The organism is Leisingera sp. MMG026 (assembly GCF_021654205.1).
Lineage (GTDB): Bacteria > Pseudomonadota > Alphaproteobacteria > Rhodobacterales > Rhodobacteraceae > Leisingera.
Genome location: NZ_JAKFZM010000035.1, coordinates 1 through 16,939 on the forward strand (window position 1 = coordinate 1; position 16,939 = coordinate 16,939).

The following is a 16,939-nucleotide window of genomic DNA, read 5'->3' on the forward strand; positions in this document are numbered from 1 at the left end:
AGGCCTTCCACGTCGGCCTCCATGATCAGCTGTAAAACTGCCTCCGCGACGGCACGCAGAAAGCCACCGCCATCTTGCTTTGCGAGAAGCTCGGAAAGGCCCATGTTGGTCTTGGTCATCGGGGTCTCCGTGCGGGTCGTGGTTGAAGCGTCGAAACTCCACCTCGACCATACACCTCGATGGCAACCCAGGATCACACCGTTGAAGGCGCGGAAATTACACCACGGGTTCGGACGCTAACCTTGCCTGCCTTTCCCGCCAAAGTGCACAGGCGGTTGAGCACTGCCAGCTTCTGCAACCACAGCCCGGCTAAATGTGGTATAAGGCCAAAGCTGACGATCTCGCCACCGCCCCTGAGCTAGGGGAGGCAACACTTAGAAACGGAATAAGGGGACAGAAAATGCCGGACCGGCAGTCCGCAGAGTTACAGCTCAGGCCGCTGGAAGCGGAAGACCTCGCCACTATGGCCGGATGGTTTCAGAACGTGACCGACCTGGCCTGCTTTGACCGCGCTGCCCGGTCCCCCCTCAGCCTGCCTGCCAGTGCGCAGGCCTGGATCCCCCCTGCCGGTACTGCGCCGGATACCAGCAAGTGCTGGTTTGCAATTGTTACAAATACCAATGCACTGTGCGGCATTGCCGGGCTGGAAAGCATCTCCATGGTCAACCGGGACGCCATCATTGCGCTTTTCATTGAGCAGTCCAAGCGCCGGCAGGGCATCGGGATCCGGTCGCTTGCGCTGCTTCTCGACTTTGCATTCCGTCAGATCGGGCTAAATCGCATTACATCATATTACCGTGCCGACAATACCCGCAGCGAGGAACTCACCACGCGCGCAGGCTTCGCAACCGAAGGCAGGATGCGAGCAGCCTGGTATGCAGAAGGCCGGTACTTCGACATGATCACAGTAGGCCTCCTCAGGGAGGAATGGGAGGCCAGCCGCAGGGTTCTCGCGCAGGAACTTGACGCCAGTGTGAAGGCAAGCTTCAACGGCGCGGAGATTACAGGCTGGGCCTGGCCGCCGGGCCCGGCAGATCCGCCAGCAGGCTGACCGGCAGACCAAAAGGGCAGAACCGGCTTCTCCGGCAGTTCTTGCCGACACTCACAGGAGGAGGACAGCTTGTGAGCGGCCATAGTAAAAAAACAACGGTCCGGCGCCAGCTTGGAGCAGTGCTGTTTGCCGATGTTGTCGGCTATGCCCGGCTTATGGGCAATGACGAAATCGACACGTACAGCGCACTGAAATCCCTGCTGGAAGAACTGGAAACAGCATGCAATGCGCATGACGGTCAAGTGGTTGCAGTTCGCGGCGACGGGGTTCTAGCGTTGTTTGAAACAGCGACGAACGCGGTGAAATTCGGTGTCGAACTGCACCGCATTGCAGAGCAGAACAACAGTGCACGGCCAGAAGACCAGCAGCTTCGGTTTCGGGCCGGTGTGCATATGGGCGAAATCCTGGTCGATGACCGCGGCATTCACGGCGACAATGTCAACATTGCCGCCCGGCTGCAGGAAATTGCCGAACCGGGCCGGGTTTTTGTCAGCGGGTCGGTTTATGAACAGATCCGCAACCGGTTGCGCTTCGGTTTTGAATTTCTTGGCCCGCAGCGCCTTAAGAATATTGCGGACCCGGTGCCCTCCTATTGTGTCCGCAGCGAGGTCGCCGGAGCGGCCATGGCTGCCACCCGGCGCCCTCCGGAGGCTCAGCCCGCAGGCCGCCCGCCCCCTGGCATACCATCCGTCGCTGTGCTGCCATTTGCCAGCTTGAGCGGCGACCAATCCGACAACTGGTTTGCGGACGGGCTGACAGAAGACATCATCCTGAACCTGTCCAAATTCAAAAATCTCTTTGTCATAGCCCGCAATTCTGCCTTTTTCTTCAAGACCCGTTCGATGCCCCCACAGGAAGCCGCGCGTGAGTTAGGGGTACGCTACGTCGCACGCGGCAGCGTCCGCCGGGCCGGAGCAAGGGTACGGATCGCCATTGAACTGATTGACGCGGATTCGGGGCGGACGATCTGGGGCGAGCGCTATGACCGGAACATTGACGATATTTTTGCCATCCAGGACGAGGTAACCGATGCAATCGTTGCAGCAACGGCCGTTCTGATCGAAGCCCAGGAGCGCAAACGGATGGCGCAGGCAGCACCGGCAGATCTTGCAGCCTATGGCTTTGTTCTGCGCGGGCAGCAATTTATCTTCCGCTACACCAGGCAGGATAACCGCGAAGCCCAGACCCTGTACGAACGCGCCCTTGCGCGGGATCAGGATTATGCCCGGGCCTCGGCCGCACTATCACGCACCTTGAACATTGATTGGCGCTATTCCTGGGCCAAAGACGCCGAACACGCATTGGACACAGCCCTGTCTTACGCCCAGAAAGCAGTTGAGCTGGACCCGACCGATGCCCGCGGTTTCGGTGAGTTGGGATTTGTACATCTTTACCGGAAAGAGCATGATGCAGCGATCGGCGCTTACCGGCGCGCCCTTGCGCTTAACCCGAATGATGCCGACCTTCTGTCGGACTACGCCGATGCGCTGGCCCATTCCGGTGACAATGAAACAGCCATCGAAAACCTGCAACAGGCGATGCGGCTGAACCCCTATTTCCCCGATCAATACCTCTGGCACCTGGGTGGCGCCTACTATAACCTCAAACACTATGAGGCGGTTATTGAAACGCTCACCAAAATGAATAACCCGACCGAGGGACAGCGGATGCTGGCCGCCAGCTATGCTCAGATGGGCAAGATGGAACTGGCCCGGGATATGGCCGCCCGGCACCGCGAAGCACATCCGAATTTTTCACTGGAACGCTGGACCAAGGTGCAGCCTGACCGGCTGGAAGAAGACACCCAGCACTTTGTTGAAGGCCTGAAGAAAGCAGGTTTCTAAAAGGCCGGCGCCCAGGATAGGAACGCCAACCCTTTCTTATCAAGTCACAGCAAACCTCTGCCAGATACTCAATCTCAGTCGCCGGACCCGCGTGCTTTTGCGCCGCTGACCTTGGCACCGCTGACTTTGGCTCCACTGACCTTCGCGCCGCTAACTTTCGCGCCGCTCACCTTGGCACCGCTGACTGAAGGTCCGCCGTCGCCGAAAAAGACATCCAAAAGAACTTGTTCCAGCATGCCGGTCATCACGTCCATCCGGATCGTGTAATCGGCCTTGTCATAATCCCAAACCCGGATGTCATTTGCGATCTGGTACTCGGCCGAGGCAACCCCGGTCACCGAAGGGTCCAAAGGTGCCCGGGAAACTTGAACCTGGCCGGCGGGCGATTGTTGACCCGTCGCACTTTCGCCGTCACCATGCACAAGGAATATCACCGGTTCCGGCAGTTCAAAATAGGTGCCCTCATAGGAAAACCCGTAGATACGGGCGAGATTCGCATCATCGCTCAGCTGATCGCCAAGCAGGTTGTTTCTGCCCTGGCCTTTCTGCCGCCGCTTTCCTGCCTTTTCATAGTCCTGCTGCCCAGCGCCATAGTCGCCGACCTGACGCCATAAACCTTGGCGGGGACCGTGAGCAATCTCTAGTAGGGTTCCTTTAGGAAACTGGCGCTGGTGAATCCAAGGATTTTCGCTTCCCGACCCAACCTCATAGAGACCATTCTCCCCCTTGTTGTTTTGGCCCATAACCAGGACTTTGTCACCAGCCGCAACAGTTTCGCCGTTTACTTTGGTACCTTCCAATTTCTGCAAATTACCAACTGTACCAACAACAGCCCCCGCAATTTTGGGGACAATTTTCATGTCGTCGATCAAACGGCCAAATAACAACACTTCAGAAAAACTCAGCAAAGACTCGGCCACTGTACACACTCCTGTGGCTATGGAAACAACTCAGGATGACAATTCAAAAAAGGACAGGTCTGGAATTTCTGCAGGTTCTGATGCCTTGAATGTCCCCCTGAGAGGTAAAATAGCACAAAAAGAATAGAATTTGTAGACAATCAGCCTGTCAGCCGCCGGGCACCCGTGTCCGCACGGAATTAGCATGGCTGTCCTCATCCGCTTCGGCCAGTCGCGGTCCAGCCTGGGCAAAGCCAATTCCCCGCATGCGGAAGTTGCCTTCTATGATCGAGTGGAAGGCGCCTCCGGTTGTTTCCTGGTCAACAATCAGCAACGCCTTCTCCACCGCCGCATAGGTCAGGTTTTCGGCATCCAGCATGCTCCACGCCGCCGCCAGATAGGCGCCCAGAAAGTCACGGGCTTCCAACAGCGAGACCCGGAACCCTTCGGGATCAAGAGCATAGCGCGCGTCAAACAGCGCCTGCATGACATCGCTGTAATAGGGGGTTTCCTCCAACTGATCAGACAGATCCTCCATTTCAGGTGTGATCAGACCATGCACCAGCAGCCGCTCATGAAAGATATCGACGAGGATATCGAACATCGCCCCCGTCAACGGTTCGGACAGCGCGTGTTCACTGCTCCAGCCGGAAACAAACTCCTGCAGCGACCGGGTATTTGCCGCCATCCGGATTTGCGCATTCCCGGCAAGCTCGGCGAAGCGGTTCAACTGATTGAACGTGTAAAGATTGCCCTTGGTGTTCTCCAACAGCTCCTCGACAACCGACCCGAAGTGAAGCGAGGCTATCAGCGCCACCATATCAGCTGCAGATTCGTGAAAGCCAAAATACTCGCCCGGCACATCGTCCGAGACCGGCATGCCCGCAACACTGTAGATGATGGCATGGCCGATTTCGTGGGCGACCACATCAAAATTCAGGCTGTAGGCGCGGTATTCGCCGCCATGCTCCCAGGTGCCGCCGGTTTCCAGAAATCCCCAGCCGATATGCGCGTTGTCCAGGCTTGGCAGCAGCGACAGTTCCAGCCGGTCATAATCCCGCGCAAAATGCCAAGGGATCGGGTGCCCGAAATACGCCTCCCACACATCCAGCGTGAAATGGGCGGCGGCAAACAAATGCACCGCCTCAAAACCGGGATCCGAAGGCAGAACATGCGTAAAGTGGCCATCTTCATCCGGTGCCGGCGGTTCCTGCACCTCTCCATGCCAAGGCGGCAGATACATGCCGGGCCCCGACGGTCCAGGGACTATGGCCCCAAACGGAATGGTTTTGCCCAAAGGGTTGACCGCATACATCCGCGGTCCCGACGGCCCCGGCCCGATAGAACCGGGCGGCGCGGAAATCTCGACCAGTTCCGGTTCCGGATCCGCAGTCCGGAACGGAGATTGCGGAAACAGGAGAAACCGGGTTCCCGGCGCTTCATCAGCCATCTCAAACATGTCGTCCATGTGCCCTCCAATTTTGCGGAGGTTTCACCGTATATGCCCTGCCTGGTCTCTGCTTTGCGGTGCAGACTGTGTTTTGCCCTTTTGATGATACATGAATTCACGCCGGATCAGCGCATAGAATTCATCCAGGTCTCTCAGGCCGATACCCGCAGCATATTCACCCAGATCTTCAGGGATTTCCCGCTGCAGGCGCGTTTCGAAATACCAGACGGCCCAGCGCAACCGGTCCTGTTCAGGCTGATCGCTGCCCCGCTGGTCCTGCTCAGCCAGCCGCTGCGACTTGGAAATCGCCCGGGATTTCAATTGTGCATAGGCGCCTGCCTGCCGGAGCTCTGCCAGCAAGTGCAGATCCAACTGCTTGCCCAAGGTGTTCACAGCAGTGCCAGCCAGCGCTGTTTCTCCAAGCAGCGCTTCATACCCGTCAGCAGTCAGCCCGTTTTCTGCCAGCCACTGTTGCAGGTCGCGACTGCGGAAAAGCTGGAGCGTTTCCCGGTGTCTGTTCAATTGCTCTAATATCTCTTGGCGGTCCGGGCGCAGCCCCTTCCGCCTTGCATTCTCCAGCGCGAAACAGCGCGCTGCAGCGCGGATCCGGAATTCACCAAAGCGCCAAGGCTCCAGGCGCAACTCATCCAGCACCTGCAAGTCCGCGTCCGGCAGGCTGTACGGCTCGGCTTCAATCCGCTGCACCAAACCCTGCCAGGCGAGCGAGCGTTCAACCTTTTCAGGCGGAATGGAAACGGCCTTGCCCTCCGTCTCCTGAAAGGGCGCCATACGGATCAGCATCATCTGCGCGTCCTCGCGCTTGGCGTCCACCCGCCCGGTTTCAAGCCAGGCCGAAAATTTGCCAAGCCAGGATGCGTCCGCAAGTCCCGCAAGGATCTGTTCCCAGGTCCTGTCGTGGTAAAACAGTTGCTTGGCCGTTCTGAGCAGCTCCGCAGCCTGATCCGCTTCCAGCGCCGCGTCAGCGACCGCGCGCGCCACGGTTGCCCGGATCGAGACCATCGGTTCGCTTAGCGGTGCAAAGTCCAATTCTGCCGGGCTGTGCAGGACAGCGACTTCGTCATCGTCGCAAATCTCACCCGCAGCATAGGCTTCATAGATGTCTCCGATGCCCACCATCCCGAACGCAGACAGCTCAGCCGCCCGCAGCGCGCCCATGCTGGCGCTGCCGAACACCGCGATCCCCTGCTCCAGCGCCCACAGGATTTCCTTGTGCCAGACCGAGGGCACGCCTTCAAAGTACCCGTCGATCAATCCGATGACAGATGCACCTTGACGGGCGGCCCGGTAAATGTCGCCTTGACCAGCCGGCGGCAGAACAGTGGCATTCAGCAGGCTCAAGACCTCCTCAGCGCTGATTGTCGGGCCTGCAAAAACAACCGCCGTCAAACCTGCGCCTCCGCTGTTCTCAGGGCCCTCGGGCCTGCTATGAAATCCGGATCGTCATGCGGCGCCTCCAAGCCCGGGATCACCGCACGCACCACAGAAATTCCCAGACCCGGACGCGACAAGTCGACCGTCAGAACTTGCTCTATTCCTGCATCCCCCAGCCGGTTCAGGAGCCAGGCCAGGTCACTTTCGAAGGACGGCGCTGAGTAGGACGGGCAATCTTGCAGCCGGTCCACCGGTTCGGATCGAGCCAACAAAGCCCGGACATACTGCGCGCGTTCTGCCGACGCCTTGGGGGTAAACTCATCCGGATCCAGATCGTCGCGCGCACCGGAGATATAGGTCAGCCGAGTCTGAGCCGCCTCGGTCAGCGCCCTTAGCAGGGCAATGGCCCGGTCCGGGTGGCAGCCGCTGCCAATGCCGATATGGCCGGGCCGGCTGCCGACTTCGCAAATCATGCAATGAAACGCCGCCACCCCGGTGTCTGTCGCGATACTCCAGATGCCGGCGTCCACTCCTGCTGCAGCAAACCGTTCCAGCGCCGCACGGCAGCGCGGGTCGTCTATAGTTTCGGGATTGATACGCGGGCCCGGCGGTGCATGATGCCACAGGGTGATCGCATCCCTTTCAATCAATTCGCAAATCGCGTGGCAGGTGGCTTCTGCCAGACTGTTGCCGGACGCAAGACCGTTGGTAGTGCGCGGAAACGCCCCCTGCCCGCCGCAGGGCCGCGCGGTGTAATCGGTATCCACCATTTCATAGGGCAGCCAATGCGCCTTTTCAGTTATCAGGTCCGTTCCTTCAATCCACAACATCGGCTGGTGCGGATCAAAGCGGCCTCCGGTCACGCGGGGCAGACGATCAACATCCATCACCAATGCGTCTTGCCGCAAGTCGTGATAGCTGGCCGCCCGCAGAGGCAGCGCGATCCGTTCCGCGTGCCAGGTCTCAATCGCTTCCATCACGCCCGAGGCCTGTGCCGCTTCCAGCGTCAGCCCCTTGCCCAGCGCCACCGCGACTGAACGGGAATTAGGCCGCGTCACCATAACGGTTGGCAGGCCGATCCGGTCCAGCCCGGTCAGATTGGCAATGCGGGTGATGCCCATACCGGCAAGATGCGGCCGGACTGCAGCCAGCGTCTGCGCCGGATCGCACAGCCGGTGGGTGTCCAGAACATATCCCTTCTGCTGCGCCTTTGGCATGGGGCAGGCCTCACTGTCATGACTGCCACAGAACATCTGCTGGCCGCCTATTGGTATCCCGCAATATTCAGATAAGGATGCTGGATCACACGCCGCCGGTCAACAAAACTGCCGCCTGCCGGACTAGCCTGCTGCAACACCGTCACCGCTGCGGATGAAAATCAAACACCGGTACAAAACTTGCCGGCGCCAGGGATTGCTCCAGCATGTCCCCGCGCTGCGAGTTCTGATCAAAGACCTGGATTTCCGGCCCGGTATGTTTGACGATCAGCTTTCCCTCTATAGCCCGCACCGCCATTTCCACCGCCAGCCGCCCTTGCAGAACAGGGAAATCCGTGGGTGCCGCAATGATCCGGTCACGCAGAACACCCCGGTAGACGGCGTGGGTCATGTAGTCAGACACAACCAGAATCTTCCCCTGCAAACCACGGGCACGCAGGACCGACACCGCGGCCTCGGCAGCAGGCGCAGACCCGGCGATGTAGTCCAAGTCCTGCGCCTCATCCAGCGCCTCTTCGACAAGGCGGACCTGAATCTCCCGACCGGTGTCTCCGTATTTCGTCACCGCGACCACCGCCGAGCTTTCCGCCAGTGCCGCGCGGAACCCTTGCTCAACAAATTTCACCCAGCCCGCATTCTCCGGACCGGGAAACCAGGCCACTTTCACTGGCGGTGCGCCTTTGGGGTGCCGCGCCGCGATGATACGCCCGGCCACAGCGCCCATTTCCGTCCAGGACACACCGACCTTGGCAGTGATCCCCGCATCGGCGATGTCATTCACTGCGGCTATCACCGGAACTTTTGCCGAAATCCGCTCCACCGTTCCGGTCAGGCCCGCAAAAGAGACCGTCCCCAGGATCAGCGCATCTGCCCCCGTCTCCACACAGTCTTCGGCCTGGCGGATCTGCCGCTGCAAATTCGGATACCCGCCGGCCTCAACCAGTTTAAAGGACACCCCCAGCCGTTCAGCCTCAGCCACCATTCCGTAGTTGACGCTCAGCCAATAGGCGTCCTTCAAATGCGGATACGCGATGCACAGCCGCCACATCTGCGCGGCCCGCTCCAACGGCTGATAATCTGCGGCCTCGTATCCGCTTTCGTAATCGAACGGGGTTCGCGGAACCTGCAGGCGCCAGCTGTCCGCGGCGGCTGCAGTGCAAAGCCCAGAGAAGAACAAAAACCAGAATGCGCGCATGAAAATCCCTTCCAGACACTGAGGATAGGCAGCAGAACGCAAAAGGGAAATTCAAATTTGCACTACAGGCAAATGCGCGCGACAGTCCAGGGATGTTGAAAAAGCTTGGTCTTGGCGGAAAATTAAGCCTCGCATTCGTCGTCATTGCAGGACTGCCCACCCTTGCGGGCATCCTTGGCCTGGTTGAACTGCGGGTGCTTGCACGCCGTCAGGCAGAGGTGATCAGCCAGACCATACCTGCCATAGCCGAAGTCCGCGGCATGGCCGAAGAAAGCACCCGCATCATTGCCATCGCCCCTGAGCTGGCCGCAGTTGACACCCAGTCCGAGCGGGAAAACCGGGCAAAATTCCTGTCCGCCCAAGTCCAAGCACTGACCCGGCGGCTTGAAGCGCTGGAGACAGCCGGCGGCACAGGATCCGCCCGGCTGCGTGACACGGTGACGGAAGCGTCCCGCGTGCTGCCGCTGCTGAACGCCCTGGTCGAAACCCGCATCGCTCTGCACAGCGAATTCAACCAGTTGGCCGGGCAAAACCTATCCGCTGCGAACAATTTGCTCAGCATGGCCGACACTTTGGTGGCAAACGCCGAGATGGGCACTACTGCAGTTATCTCAAGCCTTTACGGTCCCGGCTCCTCCCCGATTGAGGAGCAGGCCCGTACCGATACGCTGGACAAGCTGATCGAGGTTGACCTGTTCCAACTGGGCCTGATGTTCGAGCTGCGCTCGCAAACCGCTGAAATCGGGCTGCTGATCAACCGGATCGAAGACGCCGGCGATGAAACTGAACTGGGTGAGATCGAGGCAACGCTGACCAGCCGGCTGCTCGTCGTGTCCCGCCGTATCAAGGCGATCCGCGACCCAGGGCGGCGGCAGCAGGCCGAAGGCTATGCCGCGCAATTGCGTACCGTCTCGGAGCAGGACATCGGGCTGTTTGTGCTGCGCGACAGGATTCTGGCCACCGAAACCCGCATAACCGCGCTCCAGCAGGGCCTGCAAGCTACCGCATTGCGGCTTGGCGACGAGGCCGCAGCCGTTGCGGACCAGGCCCAGGCACGGGTGATCCGGTCCGGCAATGCTGCCGCTCTCGACGTCCAGCGGGCCCAATTGCGCAACGGCTTTGCTGCGATTGCAGGGTTTGTGCTGTCGCTTGCAGTCCTGTGGTTTTATGTGCGCGGCAGCATCACCCGGCGCCTTAATCAGCTGTCGGGCACAATGGCGGCCCTGATGCGCGGCCAGCTGGACCACCGGGTAAGACCGCGAGGGCATGACGAAATCGCCCGGATGGAGGCCGCGGTGGAAGTTTTCCGCCAGCAAGCCATCGACAAATTGGAACTGGAAAGTGTCCGGGACCGCAATGAACAGGAACTTAGGGAACACCGCAACAATCTGCAGGTCCTGGTCAATGAACAGACCGAGCGCCTGCAGGAAGAAGTCGAAGCCCATGACGAGGCCCGCCGGAAAGCGGAAACCGCTGACCAAGCCAAATCCGAGTTCCTCGCCATGATGAGCCATGAAATCCGCACGCCTATGAATGGCGTGCTTGGCATGCTGCGCAGCCTGTCGGACGATGGCCTGCCGCCTACGCAGATGGAGCGGCTGCGGGCAGCGCTGGTCTCCGGCCAAAATCTGCTGAAGATTCTGAATGACATTCTGGACTACTCGAAAATCGAAAGCGGCGCCCTAAAGCCGGAGATAAGCACATTTTCCCTGCGGGAACTGGTAACCGACATCGTCGTGTTGCTGCGGCCCGGCGCTGACAGCAAGGGCGTCCACCTGTGGCTTGATGCCCCCGGAAACCTGCCAGAGGCCGTGCAGGGCGATGCCGCCAAGCTCCGTCAAATTCTGTTCAACCTGCTTTCCAACGCCCTGAAGTTTACTGACGACGGCGAGGTCATTCTGCGGATCCGGGTCAACGATACTGCCAGCGGACGCCACCGGGTGACCTTTGAAGTCAGTGACACCGGCAAGGGCATATCGGCGGAAGCAAAGTCCAGAATCTTTGAGGCCTTCGAGCAAGAGGACACAGATACCGCCCGCAAATTCGGCGGCACCGGGCTGGGGCTGGCAATCAGCAGGCATTTCGCCGAAACCATCGGTGCCAGGTTGTCGCTGGAAAGCACCTCCGGCGTGGGGTCCGTTTTTACACTGTCCCTGGAATTGGAACCGGGCAACCCCGCTGATCTTGTGCTTGAAGACCCGCCCGCACCGGCAACAAAAGCCGAACACCCCCTGTCTGTGCTGGTGGTCGAGGACAACGAAATCAATCAGATGGTCGCGCGAGGGTACTTGGAGCGTATGGGGCACAATTGCCAATGCACCGGCAGTGCCGAAAGCGCGCTGGAATTGCTGCCCGGCTCCGGTTTTGATCTGGTGCTGATGGATGTGAACCTGCCGGGCATCAGCGGCACCGAGGCCACCCGCCGCCTGCGCGCCCTGCCCGACCGGCGGATTGCCGAACTGCCGGTCATCGGCATTTCGGCGCATGTGCAAAAGGACCAGATCGAGACTCACCTGCAGGCCGGCATGAACGGCTTTGTCGCCAAACCTGTCTCCCCCGAACGGCTGGCCAAGGCATTGGACAGCGTCATGCAAGGGCGCGAGGGCGCGATCTATTTATCGGCCCGCCAGGCAGTTCTGGAACAGCCCGACCGCCGCGCCGGCCTTCAGAAACAGATGCAGGAAAACATACGGGACCTTGGCAAATTGCAAGCTCTGGACATCGCAAGAATATTCAAACAGGAGCTTCCGCGAAGCCTTGCACAGATGACTGCGGCTTTGGAAATGCAAGATTTGGGATCACTGGCAAAACAAGCGCACCGCGCCAAAGGGGCTGCCAGCACCTTTGGCCAGCAGGATCTCGCGGCGCTGCTGGCAGCGTTGGAAGCACACTCGGAAAATGGGGAACTGAACGCAGCCCAAGACCAGCTGGACAAGCTGGCAGCCTTGGTCCCGCACATCCTGGAAGCGCTGGCCGCAGTGCTGCGCGAGTGCGAAACTGTCAGTTCAAAGGCGCCGTGAACACATAGCCCTCGCCATGCACGGTTGTGATCACCCGCGGATTGGCGGGGTCCTCCTCCAGCTTGCCGCGCAAACGCCGGATCAGCACATCCACGGTACGGGGGTTTGCACCGTATTGCCGGTGGGTGACCCGGCTCATCAGCGCATCGCGCGAGGCCACCTCGCCTGCCCGGCTGATCAGCATCTCCAGCACTTCGAATTCAGCCCGGGTCAGGGAAATGCTGTCACCCTCGACCGTTTGCAGATGCCGCGCCGCGACGTCGAACTGGAACCGCCCGAATTTGTAGATCCGGCGCGACAGTCGCCGTACATCCTGCGTCCGCCGCAGCAGGTTTTTCAGCCTAGCCAGCAATTCGCGCCGGTTGAAGGGCTTGCAGACATAATCATCCGCGCCAAGCTCCAATCCGACAATCCGGTCAATCTCATCATCCCGGCCGGTCACCAGGATAATCCCCAACTCAGACTTGGCACGCTGTTCCCGGGTAATTTGCAGCCCGTCTTTTCCGGGCAGGTTGATGTCGACCAACAAAAGATCAACGTCCTGTTCTTCCAGTATACTTTCCGCGTCTTCGGCAGTTTCAGCCTGCGAAACACTGTACCCTTGGGCATCCAGATAACTGGCGAGAGTGGCCCGGGTGACGGGCTCGTCCTCAATGATCAAAATATGCGCCATGATTTTGAAACCCCCGAAAATATTCCTACCGGTTAACAAATTTTAACATACCTGACCAGCCTGTTCATCCCGCCGGGCTGACCTGTTCACAACTGCTGCCTAACTTCTTGTCTCGAAAGCCCGGCTTTCAAAACGCGGAAAGGCTCAGGCCATCAGGACCAGGGCTGCGACAACAGGGAGACACACATGAGATACCGGCAATACCTAATGGCCAGCGCTGCGGCCATGATGATGACGGCCCCGATGGCGATGGCCGAGGATTCCTCGGACCCTATAATTATTCCGATCCACAACTGGTCGAGCCAGATCGTGATGAGCCACGTTGTCGGACAAATCTTTGAATCGATGGGCAACAGTGTCGAATATGTGTCGACCGACAGCCAGGCAGTCTATGAATCCGTCCGCCTTGGCGATGTGACCCTGGAACTGGAAGTCTGGGAAGGCGCTTTTGGCAAGTCCTTCAACGAGGCGCTGTCCAAAGGCGGCCTGCATGACGCAGGCGACCACAATGCCGTGACACGCGAAGACTGGTGGTATCCGGCCTGGACCAAAGACGCCTGCCCTGGCTTGCCAAGCTGGGAAGCGCTGAACGACTGCGCTGCAGCTTTTGCCACACCTGAAACTGGCGACAAGGGCCGTTTCCTAGGCGGTCCTGTTGACTGGCTCAAGCACGACGCCGAGCGTGTTGAGGCCCTCGGCATGAACTTCACAGTTGTGAACGCAGGGTCTGCCTCGGCGCTTTGGGCCGAAGTTGCCGCCGCGGAAAGGACCAAAAAGCCGGTGGTGATCTTCAACTGGACGCCGAACTTTGCCGAAGCTGTCTGGCCAGGTGAATTCGTCGAATTCCCCACCTGGGTCGAAGGCTGCGACAAGGACCCGTCCGTCGGCCCGAACCCGGACGCCACCTATGACTGCGGCAATCCGGCCAACGGCTACCTGAAGAAAGCCGCTTGGGACGGCATGAAAGAGAAATGGCCGGCGGCCTATGAAACGCTGACCGAAATCAGCTTTACCAACCCGCAAATCGCAGAAATGGCCAAGCTGGTCGACATTGACGAGATGGAGCCCGAGGACGCCGCAGCTGAATGGCTGGCCGCGAATGAGGGCCTCTGGAAGCCCTGGACCGGTTCCTGATTCCCCCTTCCGAACCCTTATTCCGGGGCAGCGCGCTGCCCCGGTTTCAATGCCAATGAAAGAAAAGCCATGACCGCCGCCACCCCCGTCATTTCCTGCAAAAACGTCTGGAAGCTGTTTGGCGCCCAACCGGAACAGTATCTGAAGTCGCTGACCGGCAACCCCGGCTTTGATGAGATCCGCCAGGCTGGCTACATCGCAGCTGTGCGCGACGTCTCTCTGGATATCGCCAAGGGGGAAATGCTGGTGATCATGGGGCTGTCAGGTTCCGGCAAGTCCACCTTTGTACGCTGCCTGTCCCGACTGATTGATATCACCGGCGGCGAGGTTCAGGTTGACGGTCAGAACATCGGCGAGATGTCCGAGAAAGAGCTGATCGGCCTGCGCCGCAACAAGATGGGCATGGTGTTCCAAAGCTTCGGTCTTTTGCCGCACCGTACCGTGCTGGACAACGTGGCATTCCCGCTGGAAATGCGCGGCCAGGATCGCCACGCACGCCGCGCCCGTGCGCTGGAGGTGATCGAACTGGTAGGCCTGTCAGGGCGCGAGGATTACTTCCCGCGCGAACTATCCGGCGGCCAGCAGCAACGTGTCGGCATCGCCCGAAGCCTGGCAATTGAACCTGATATCTGGTTCCTGGACGAGCCGTTTTCAGCCCTCGATCCGCTGATCCGCCGCGAGATGCAGGACGAATTCCTGCGTTTGCAGGAAATGCTGGGCAAGACCATCGTCTTTATCACGCACGACTTTGACGAGGCCCTGCGCCTTGCCGACCGGATTGCCATCATGAAGGACGGCGTGGTTGAACAGTGCGACACCCCCGATCAGATCGTGCTGAACCCGGCCACCCAGTATGTTGCGAAATTCACCGAAGAAATTGAGAAATCCCGCGTGGTGCACGCCGGTGTTTTGGCACGCGAGGTGAATGGGCACAGCCTGACCGGCACGCCGATCGGAGAAAAACAGACCATCGCCGAACTGGCGCGCCTGCTGGTCAATGACAACCGCGACTTTCTGCCGGTTGCCAACACCGCAGGCAGCCTGATCGGTGCGATGAACCGCCAGGAAGCGCTGGACGTGCTTCTGGGAGAGCCGTCATGACAGATCAGACGATGGTTCTTTCTGGAAGACCTCAGACATGGACACGCGCCAGAACCGGCTGGGCGCTGTTTGCGCTGGCCTTCGTTCTGGCGGCGGGCAATGCCGTGCTGCCGGCAGGGCTGGTACGGCCGCCTGAATGGCTGGTGCTGCCTTTTGCCGACTGGATCAACGCGATCTTTAACTTCCTGCGCGATGATCTTGGACTTATCCACCTGACCCGCGCCTTTGCTGATGGGGTTGAATGGCTGCTCGATGTGACCGCCAACTTGCTTTACGGCAAGAACCGCTGGCCCCGCGTCGGCCCCATTCCGTGGACCGTGATTGCCAGCATCGGCTTTGTTATCGGCTATGCGTTACAAGGCTGGCGGCTGTCGCTGCTGACCGGCGGCACCTTTGTCTGGATCGCCGTCATGGGACAGTGGAAATGGGCGATGGAAACCCTTTCGGTTATCGTTGTCGCGGCCCCGTTCTCGATCTTGTTCGGGCTGGTCATGGGCGTCCTCGCCTGGCGCTCGAAGAGCTTTGAACGGATCCTGAATCCAATCCTCAACATCGCGCAAAGCCTGCCGCATTTCGCCTATATGATTCCGGTCGTGGTCTTCATCGGCGTCGGCCCCAAGGCGGGTGCCATCGTCACCATCATCTTTTCCGTACCGCCGATGATCCGCATGTCCTTGCTGGGTTTGCGCAAGGTCCCGCATGAGGTGATTGAAAGCGGACACATGTGCGGCTCAACCCGCTGGCAGCTGCTGCGCCACGTCCGCATCCCCACCGCCCGGACCGAGATCCTGGTCGGTGTGAACCAGGTCATCATGCAGTGTCTTGCGATGGTGGTTCTGGCCAGCTTCATCGGCATGCCGGGGCTGGGCCAGAAGCTGCTGCAACTGCTGCAGGCGTTGAAGATCGGCCGCTCGGTCGAGATCGGCATCACCATCGTGCTGCTGGCTGTCATGCTGGACCGTTGCACCAAGGCCTGGGCGACCAAGCAGCCTGAGCATTTTGAAAAAGGCATCTCCTTTGCGGTCCGCAACAAGTTCCTGCTGATCGCTGCGGGCCTGTCGCTGGCCTGCATCCTGCTGGCACAGTTCATTCCAGTAATGGACCAGATCGGCCGCCGCGACGCCTTCACCATCTCCAAGCCGATTGATGCCGTCGCGGACTGGTTCATCGTGCTGATAGATCCGGTCACCCAATGGCTGCGCTGGTTCCTGATCACCTGGGTGCTGATCCCGATCCGCGATGCCTTCCTATGGATGCCCTATGCCGCAGTGCTGGCGCTGCTGGCCGCCGCAGGCTGGGCCATCGGCGGGCTGCGGTCAGCTTTGGTATGCGTTGCTTTCTTCGGCCTCATCGCCATGTCCGGCTGGTGGGACCGTGCGATGATCACTGTTTATACTGTCGTCGTCGCGGTCTCGATTGCGACTGTGCTGGGTTTTCCGCTGGGCATCTGGGGATCGTTTCACGAGAAACGTGCCGCCCTTGCCCTGCTCATCTGCGACACATTGCAAACCTTCCCCAGCTTCATCTACCTGATCCCGGTGGTCATGCTGTTCGGGGTGAACGATGTGGCGGTGATCGGCGCCGTGGTCCTGTTCGCAGCCGTGCCGCTGGTGCGCTACACCATTGAAGGGTTGCGCCAGGTGCCCGAAACCCTGATCGAAGCCGCTGATATGGCCGGTGCCACACGCATGCAAACCCTGTGGAAAGTCCGCCTGCCGATGGCGCTGCCTACCATCATGGTCGGGGTGAACCAGTCGGTGATGTTCTCGCTGTTCATGGTGATCATCGCCGCCTTCATCGGCACCCAGGATCTGGGCCAGGAGATGCAGCGTGCGCTGTCTTCCACCGATGTGGGCAAAGGGCTGGTGCTTGGTCTTGCCGTCGCTTTCATGGGGCTGATGGTCGACCACCTGGTCACTACCTGGGCGAAGACCAAGAAAGATGCGCTGGGGCTGGAGTGACA

The 16,939-nt window shown here is 59.7% G+C and carries 12 protein-coding genes; 6 read left to right on the forward strand and 6 right to left on the reverse strand.

Translation table 11 applies throughout. The features are described from left to right. The first annotated feature begins 400 nt into the window (after positions 1 to 400). Both L1069_RS17340 and L1069_RS17345 read left to right on the forward strand, forming a co-directional pair. Positions 401 to 1,051, forward strand: a complete 651-nt coding sequence (locus L1069_RS17340) for a GNAT family protein (RefSeq protein WP_237456528.1) — start codon at positions 401 to 403, stop codon at positions 1,049 to 1,051. A gap of 71 nt (positions 1,052 to 1,122) precedes the next feature. Continuing rightward, positions 1,123 to 2,895 carry an adenylate/guanylate cyclase domain-containing protein gene (locus tag L1069_RS17345; protein ID WP_129369398.1) on the forward strand — a complete coding sequence of 591 codons (1,773 nt, stop codon included), beginning with the start codon at positions 1,123 to 1,125 and terminating at the stop codon, positions 2,893 to 2,895. A 74-nt stretch (positions 2,896 to 2,969) separates the two neighbouring features. On the opposite strand, the gene L1069_RS17350 is transcribed toward L1069_RS17345, so the two are convergent. From L1069_RS17350 to torT, 5 genes are all read right to left on the reverse strand, one after another. Continuing rightward, positions 2,970 to 3,815: a hypothetical protein gene (locus L1069_RS17350; RefSeq protein WP_129369397.1), complete on the reverse strand. Its 846-nt coding sequence runs from the start codon at positions 3,813 to 3,815 to the stop codon at positions 2,970 to 2,972. A gap of 148 nt (positions 3,816 to 3,963) precedes the next feature. Next, a complete protein-coding gene (locus L1069_RS17355) occupies positions 3,964 to 5,262 on the reverse strand; it encodes a hypothetical protein (RefSeq protein ID WP_237456529.1) in 1,299 nt (432 codons plus the stop codon). 24 nt (positions 5,263 to 5,286) lie between these two features. After that, positions 5,287 to 6,651 carry a TfuA-like protein gene (locus L1069_RS17360; RefSeq protein WP_237456530.1) on the reverse strand — a complete coding sequence of 455 codons (1,365 nt, stop codon included), beginning with the start codon at positions 6,649 to 6,651 and terminating at the stop codon, positions 5,287 to 5,289. Then, complete coding sequence (locus tag L1069_RS17365; protein ID WP_237456531.1) at positions 6,648 to 7,853, reverse strand: YcaO-like family protein; 1,206 nt, start codon at positions 7,851 to 7,853, stop codon at positions 6,648 to 6,650. The genes L1069_RS17360 and L1069_RS17365 overlap by 4 nt, the downstream gene beginning before the upstream one ends. 142 nt (positions 7,854 to 7,995) lie before the next feature. Next, positions 7,996 to 9,048 carry a TMAO reductase system periplasmic protein TorT gene (gene torT, locus L1069_RS17370; RefSeq protein ID WP_237456532.1) on the reverse strand — a complete coding sequence of 351 codons (1,053 nt, stop codon included), beginning with the start codon at positions 9,046 to 9,048 and terminating at the stop codon, positions 7,996 to 7,998. Positions 9,049 to 9,140: 92 nt separating this feature from the next. Here torT and torS point away from each other — a divergent pair, with 92 nt between their 5' ends. Next, entirely contained in the window at positions 9,141 to 12,068 is a 2,928-nt protein-coding gene (gene torS, locus L1069_RS17375; protein ID WP_237456533.1) for a TMAO reductase system sensor histidine kinase/response regulator TorS, read from the forward strand. Here the strand turns inward: torS and L1069_RS17380 are convergent. Beyond that, complete coding sequence (locus L1069_RS17380; protein ID WP_129369392.1) at positions 12,049 to 12,741, reverse strand: response regulator; 693 nt, start codon at positions 12,739 to 12,741, stop codon at positions 12,049 to 12,051. The two genes, torS and L1069_RS17380, sit on opposite strands and share 20 nt — an antisense overlap. A gap of 186 nt (positions 12,742 to 12,927) precedes the next feature. Here L1069_RS17380 and L1069_RS17385 point away from each other — a divergent pair, with 186 nt between their 5' ends. The 3 genes from L1069_RS17385 (at position 12,928) to L1069_RS17395 (ending at position 16,937) form a co-directional block, all read left to right on the forward strand. Further along, entirely contained in the window at positions 12,928 to 13,875 is a 948-nt protein-coding gene (locus L1069_RS17385; protein WP_129369391.1) for an ABC transporter substrate-binding protein, read from the forward strand. A 69-nt stretch (positions 13,876 to 13,944) separates the two neighbouring features. Beyond that, positions 13,945 to 14,976 carry a glycine betaine/L-proline ABC transporter ATP-binding protein gene (locus L1069_RS17390; RefSeq protein WP_129369390.1) on the forward strand — a complete coding sequence of 344 codons (1,032 nt, stop codon included), beginning with the start codon at positions 13,945 to 13,947 and terminating at the stop codon, positions 14,974 to 14,976. Next, the gene (locus L1069_RS17395; RefSeq protein WP_237456534.1) at positions 14,973 to 16,937 is read left to right on the forward strand and encodes an ABC transporter permease subunit; all 1,965 of its coding nucleotides are present in this window, start codon (positions 14,973 to 14,975) and stop codon (positions 16,935 to 16,937) included. The genes L1069_RS17390 and L1069_RS17395 overlap by 4 nt, the downstream gene beginning before the upstream one ends. Positions 16,938 to 16,939 lie beyond the last annotated feature (2 nt).

Coding starts and splice junctions, on each gene's coding strand:
- L1069_RS17340 (WP_237456528.1), top strand. CDS start 401: ATGCCGGACCGGCAGTCCGCAGAGTTACAGCTCAGGCCGCTGGAAGCG.
- L1069_RS17355 (WP_237456529.1), bottom strand. CDS start 5,262: ATGGACGACATGTTTGAGATGGCTGATGAAGCGCCGGGAACCCGGTTT.
- L1069_RS17365 (WP_237456531.1), bottom strand. CDS start 7,853: ATGCCAAAGGCGCAGCAGAAGGGATATGTTCTGGACACCCACCGGCTG.
- torT (WP_237456532.1), bottom strand. CDS start 9,048: ATGCGCGCATTCTGGTTTTTGTTCTTCTCTGGGCTTTGCACTGCAGCC.
- torS (WP_237456533.1), top strand. CDS start 9,141: ATGTTGAAAAAGCTTGGTCTTGGCGGAAAATTAAGCCTCGCATTCGTC.
- L1069_RS17380 (WP_129369392.1), bottom strand. CDS start 12,741: ATGGCGCATATTTTGATCATTGAGGACGAGCCCGTCACCCGGGCCACT.
- L1069_RS17385 (WP_129369391.1), top strand. CDS start 12,928: ATGAGATACCGGCAATACCTAATGGCCAGCGCTGCGGCCATGATGATG.
- L1069_RS17390 (WP_129369390.1), top strand. CDS start 13,945: ATGACCGCCGCCACCCCCGTCATTTCCTGCAAAAACGTCTGGAAGCTG.
- L1069_RS17395 (WP_237456534.1), top strand. CDS start 14,973: ATGACAGATCAGACGATGGTTCTTTCTGGAAGACCTCAGACATGGACA.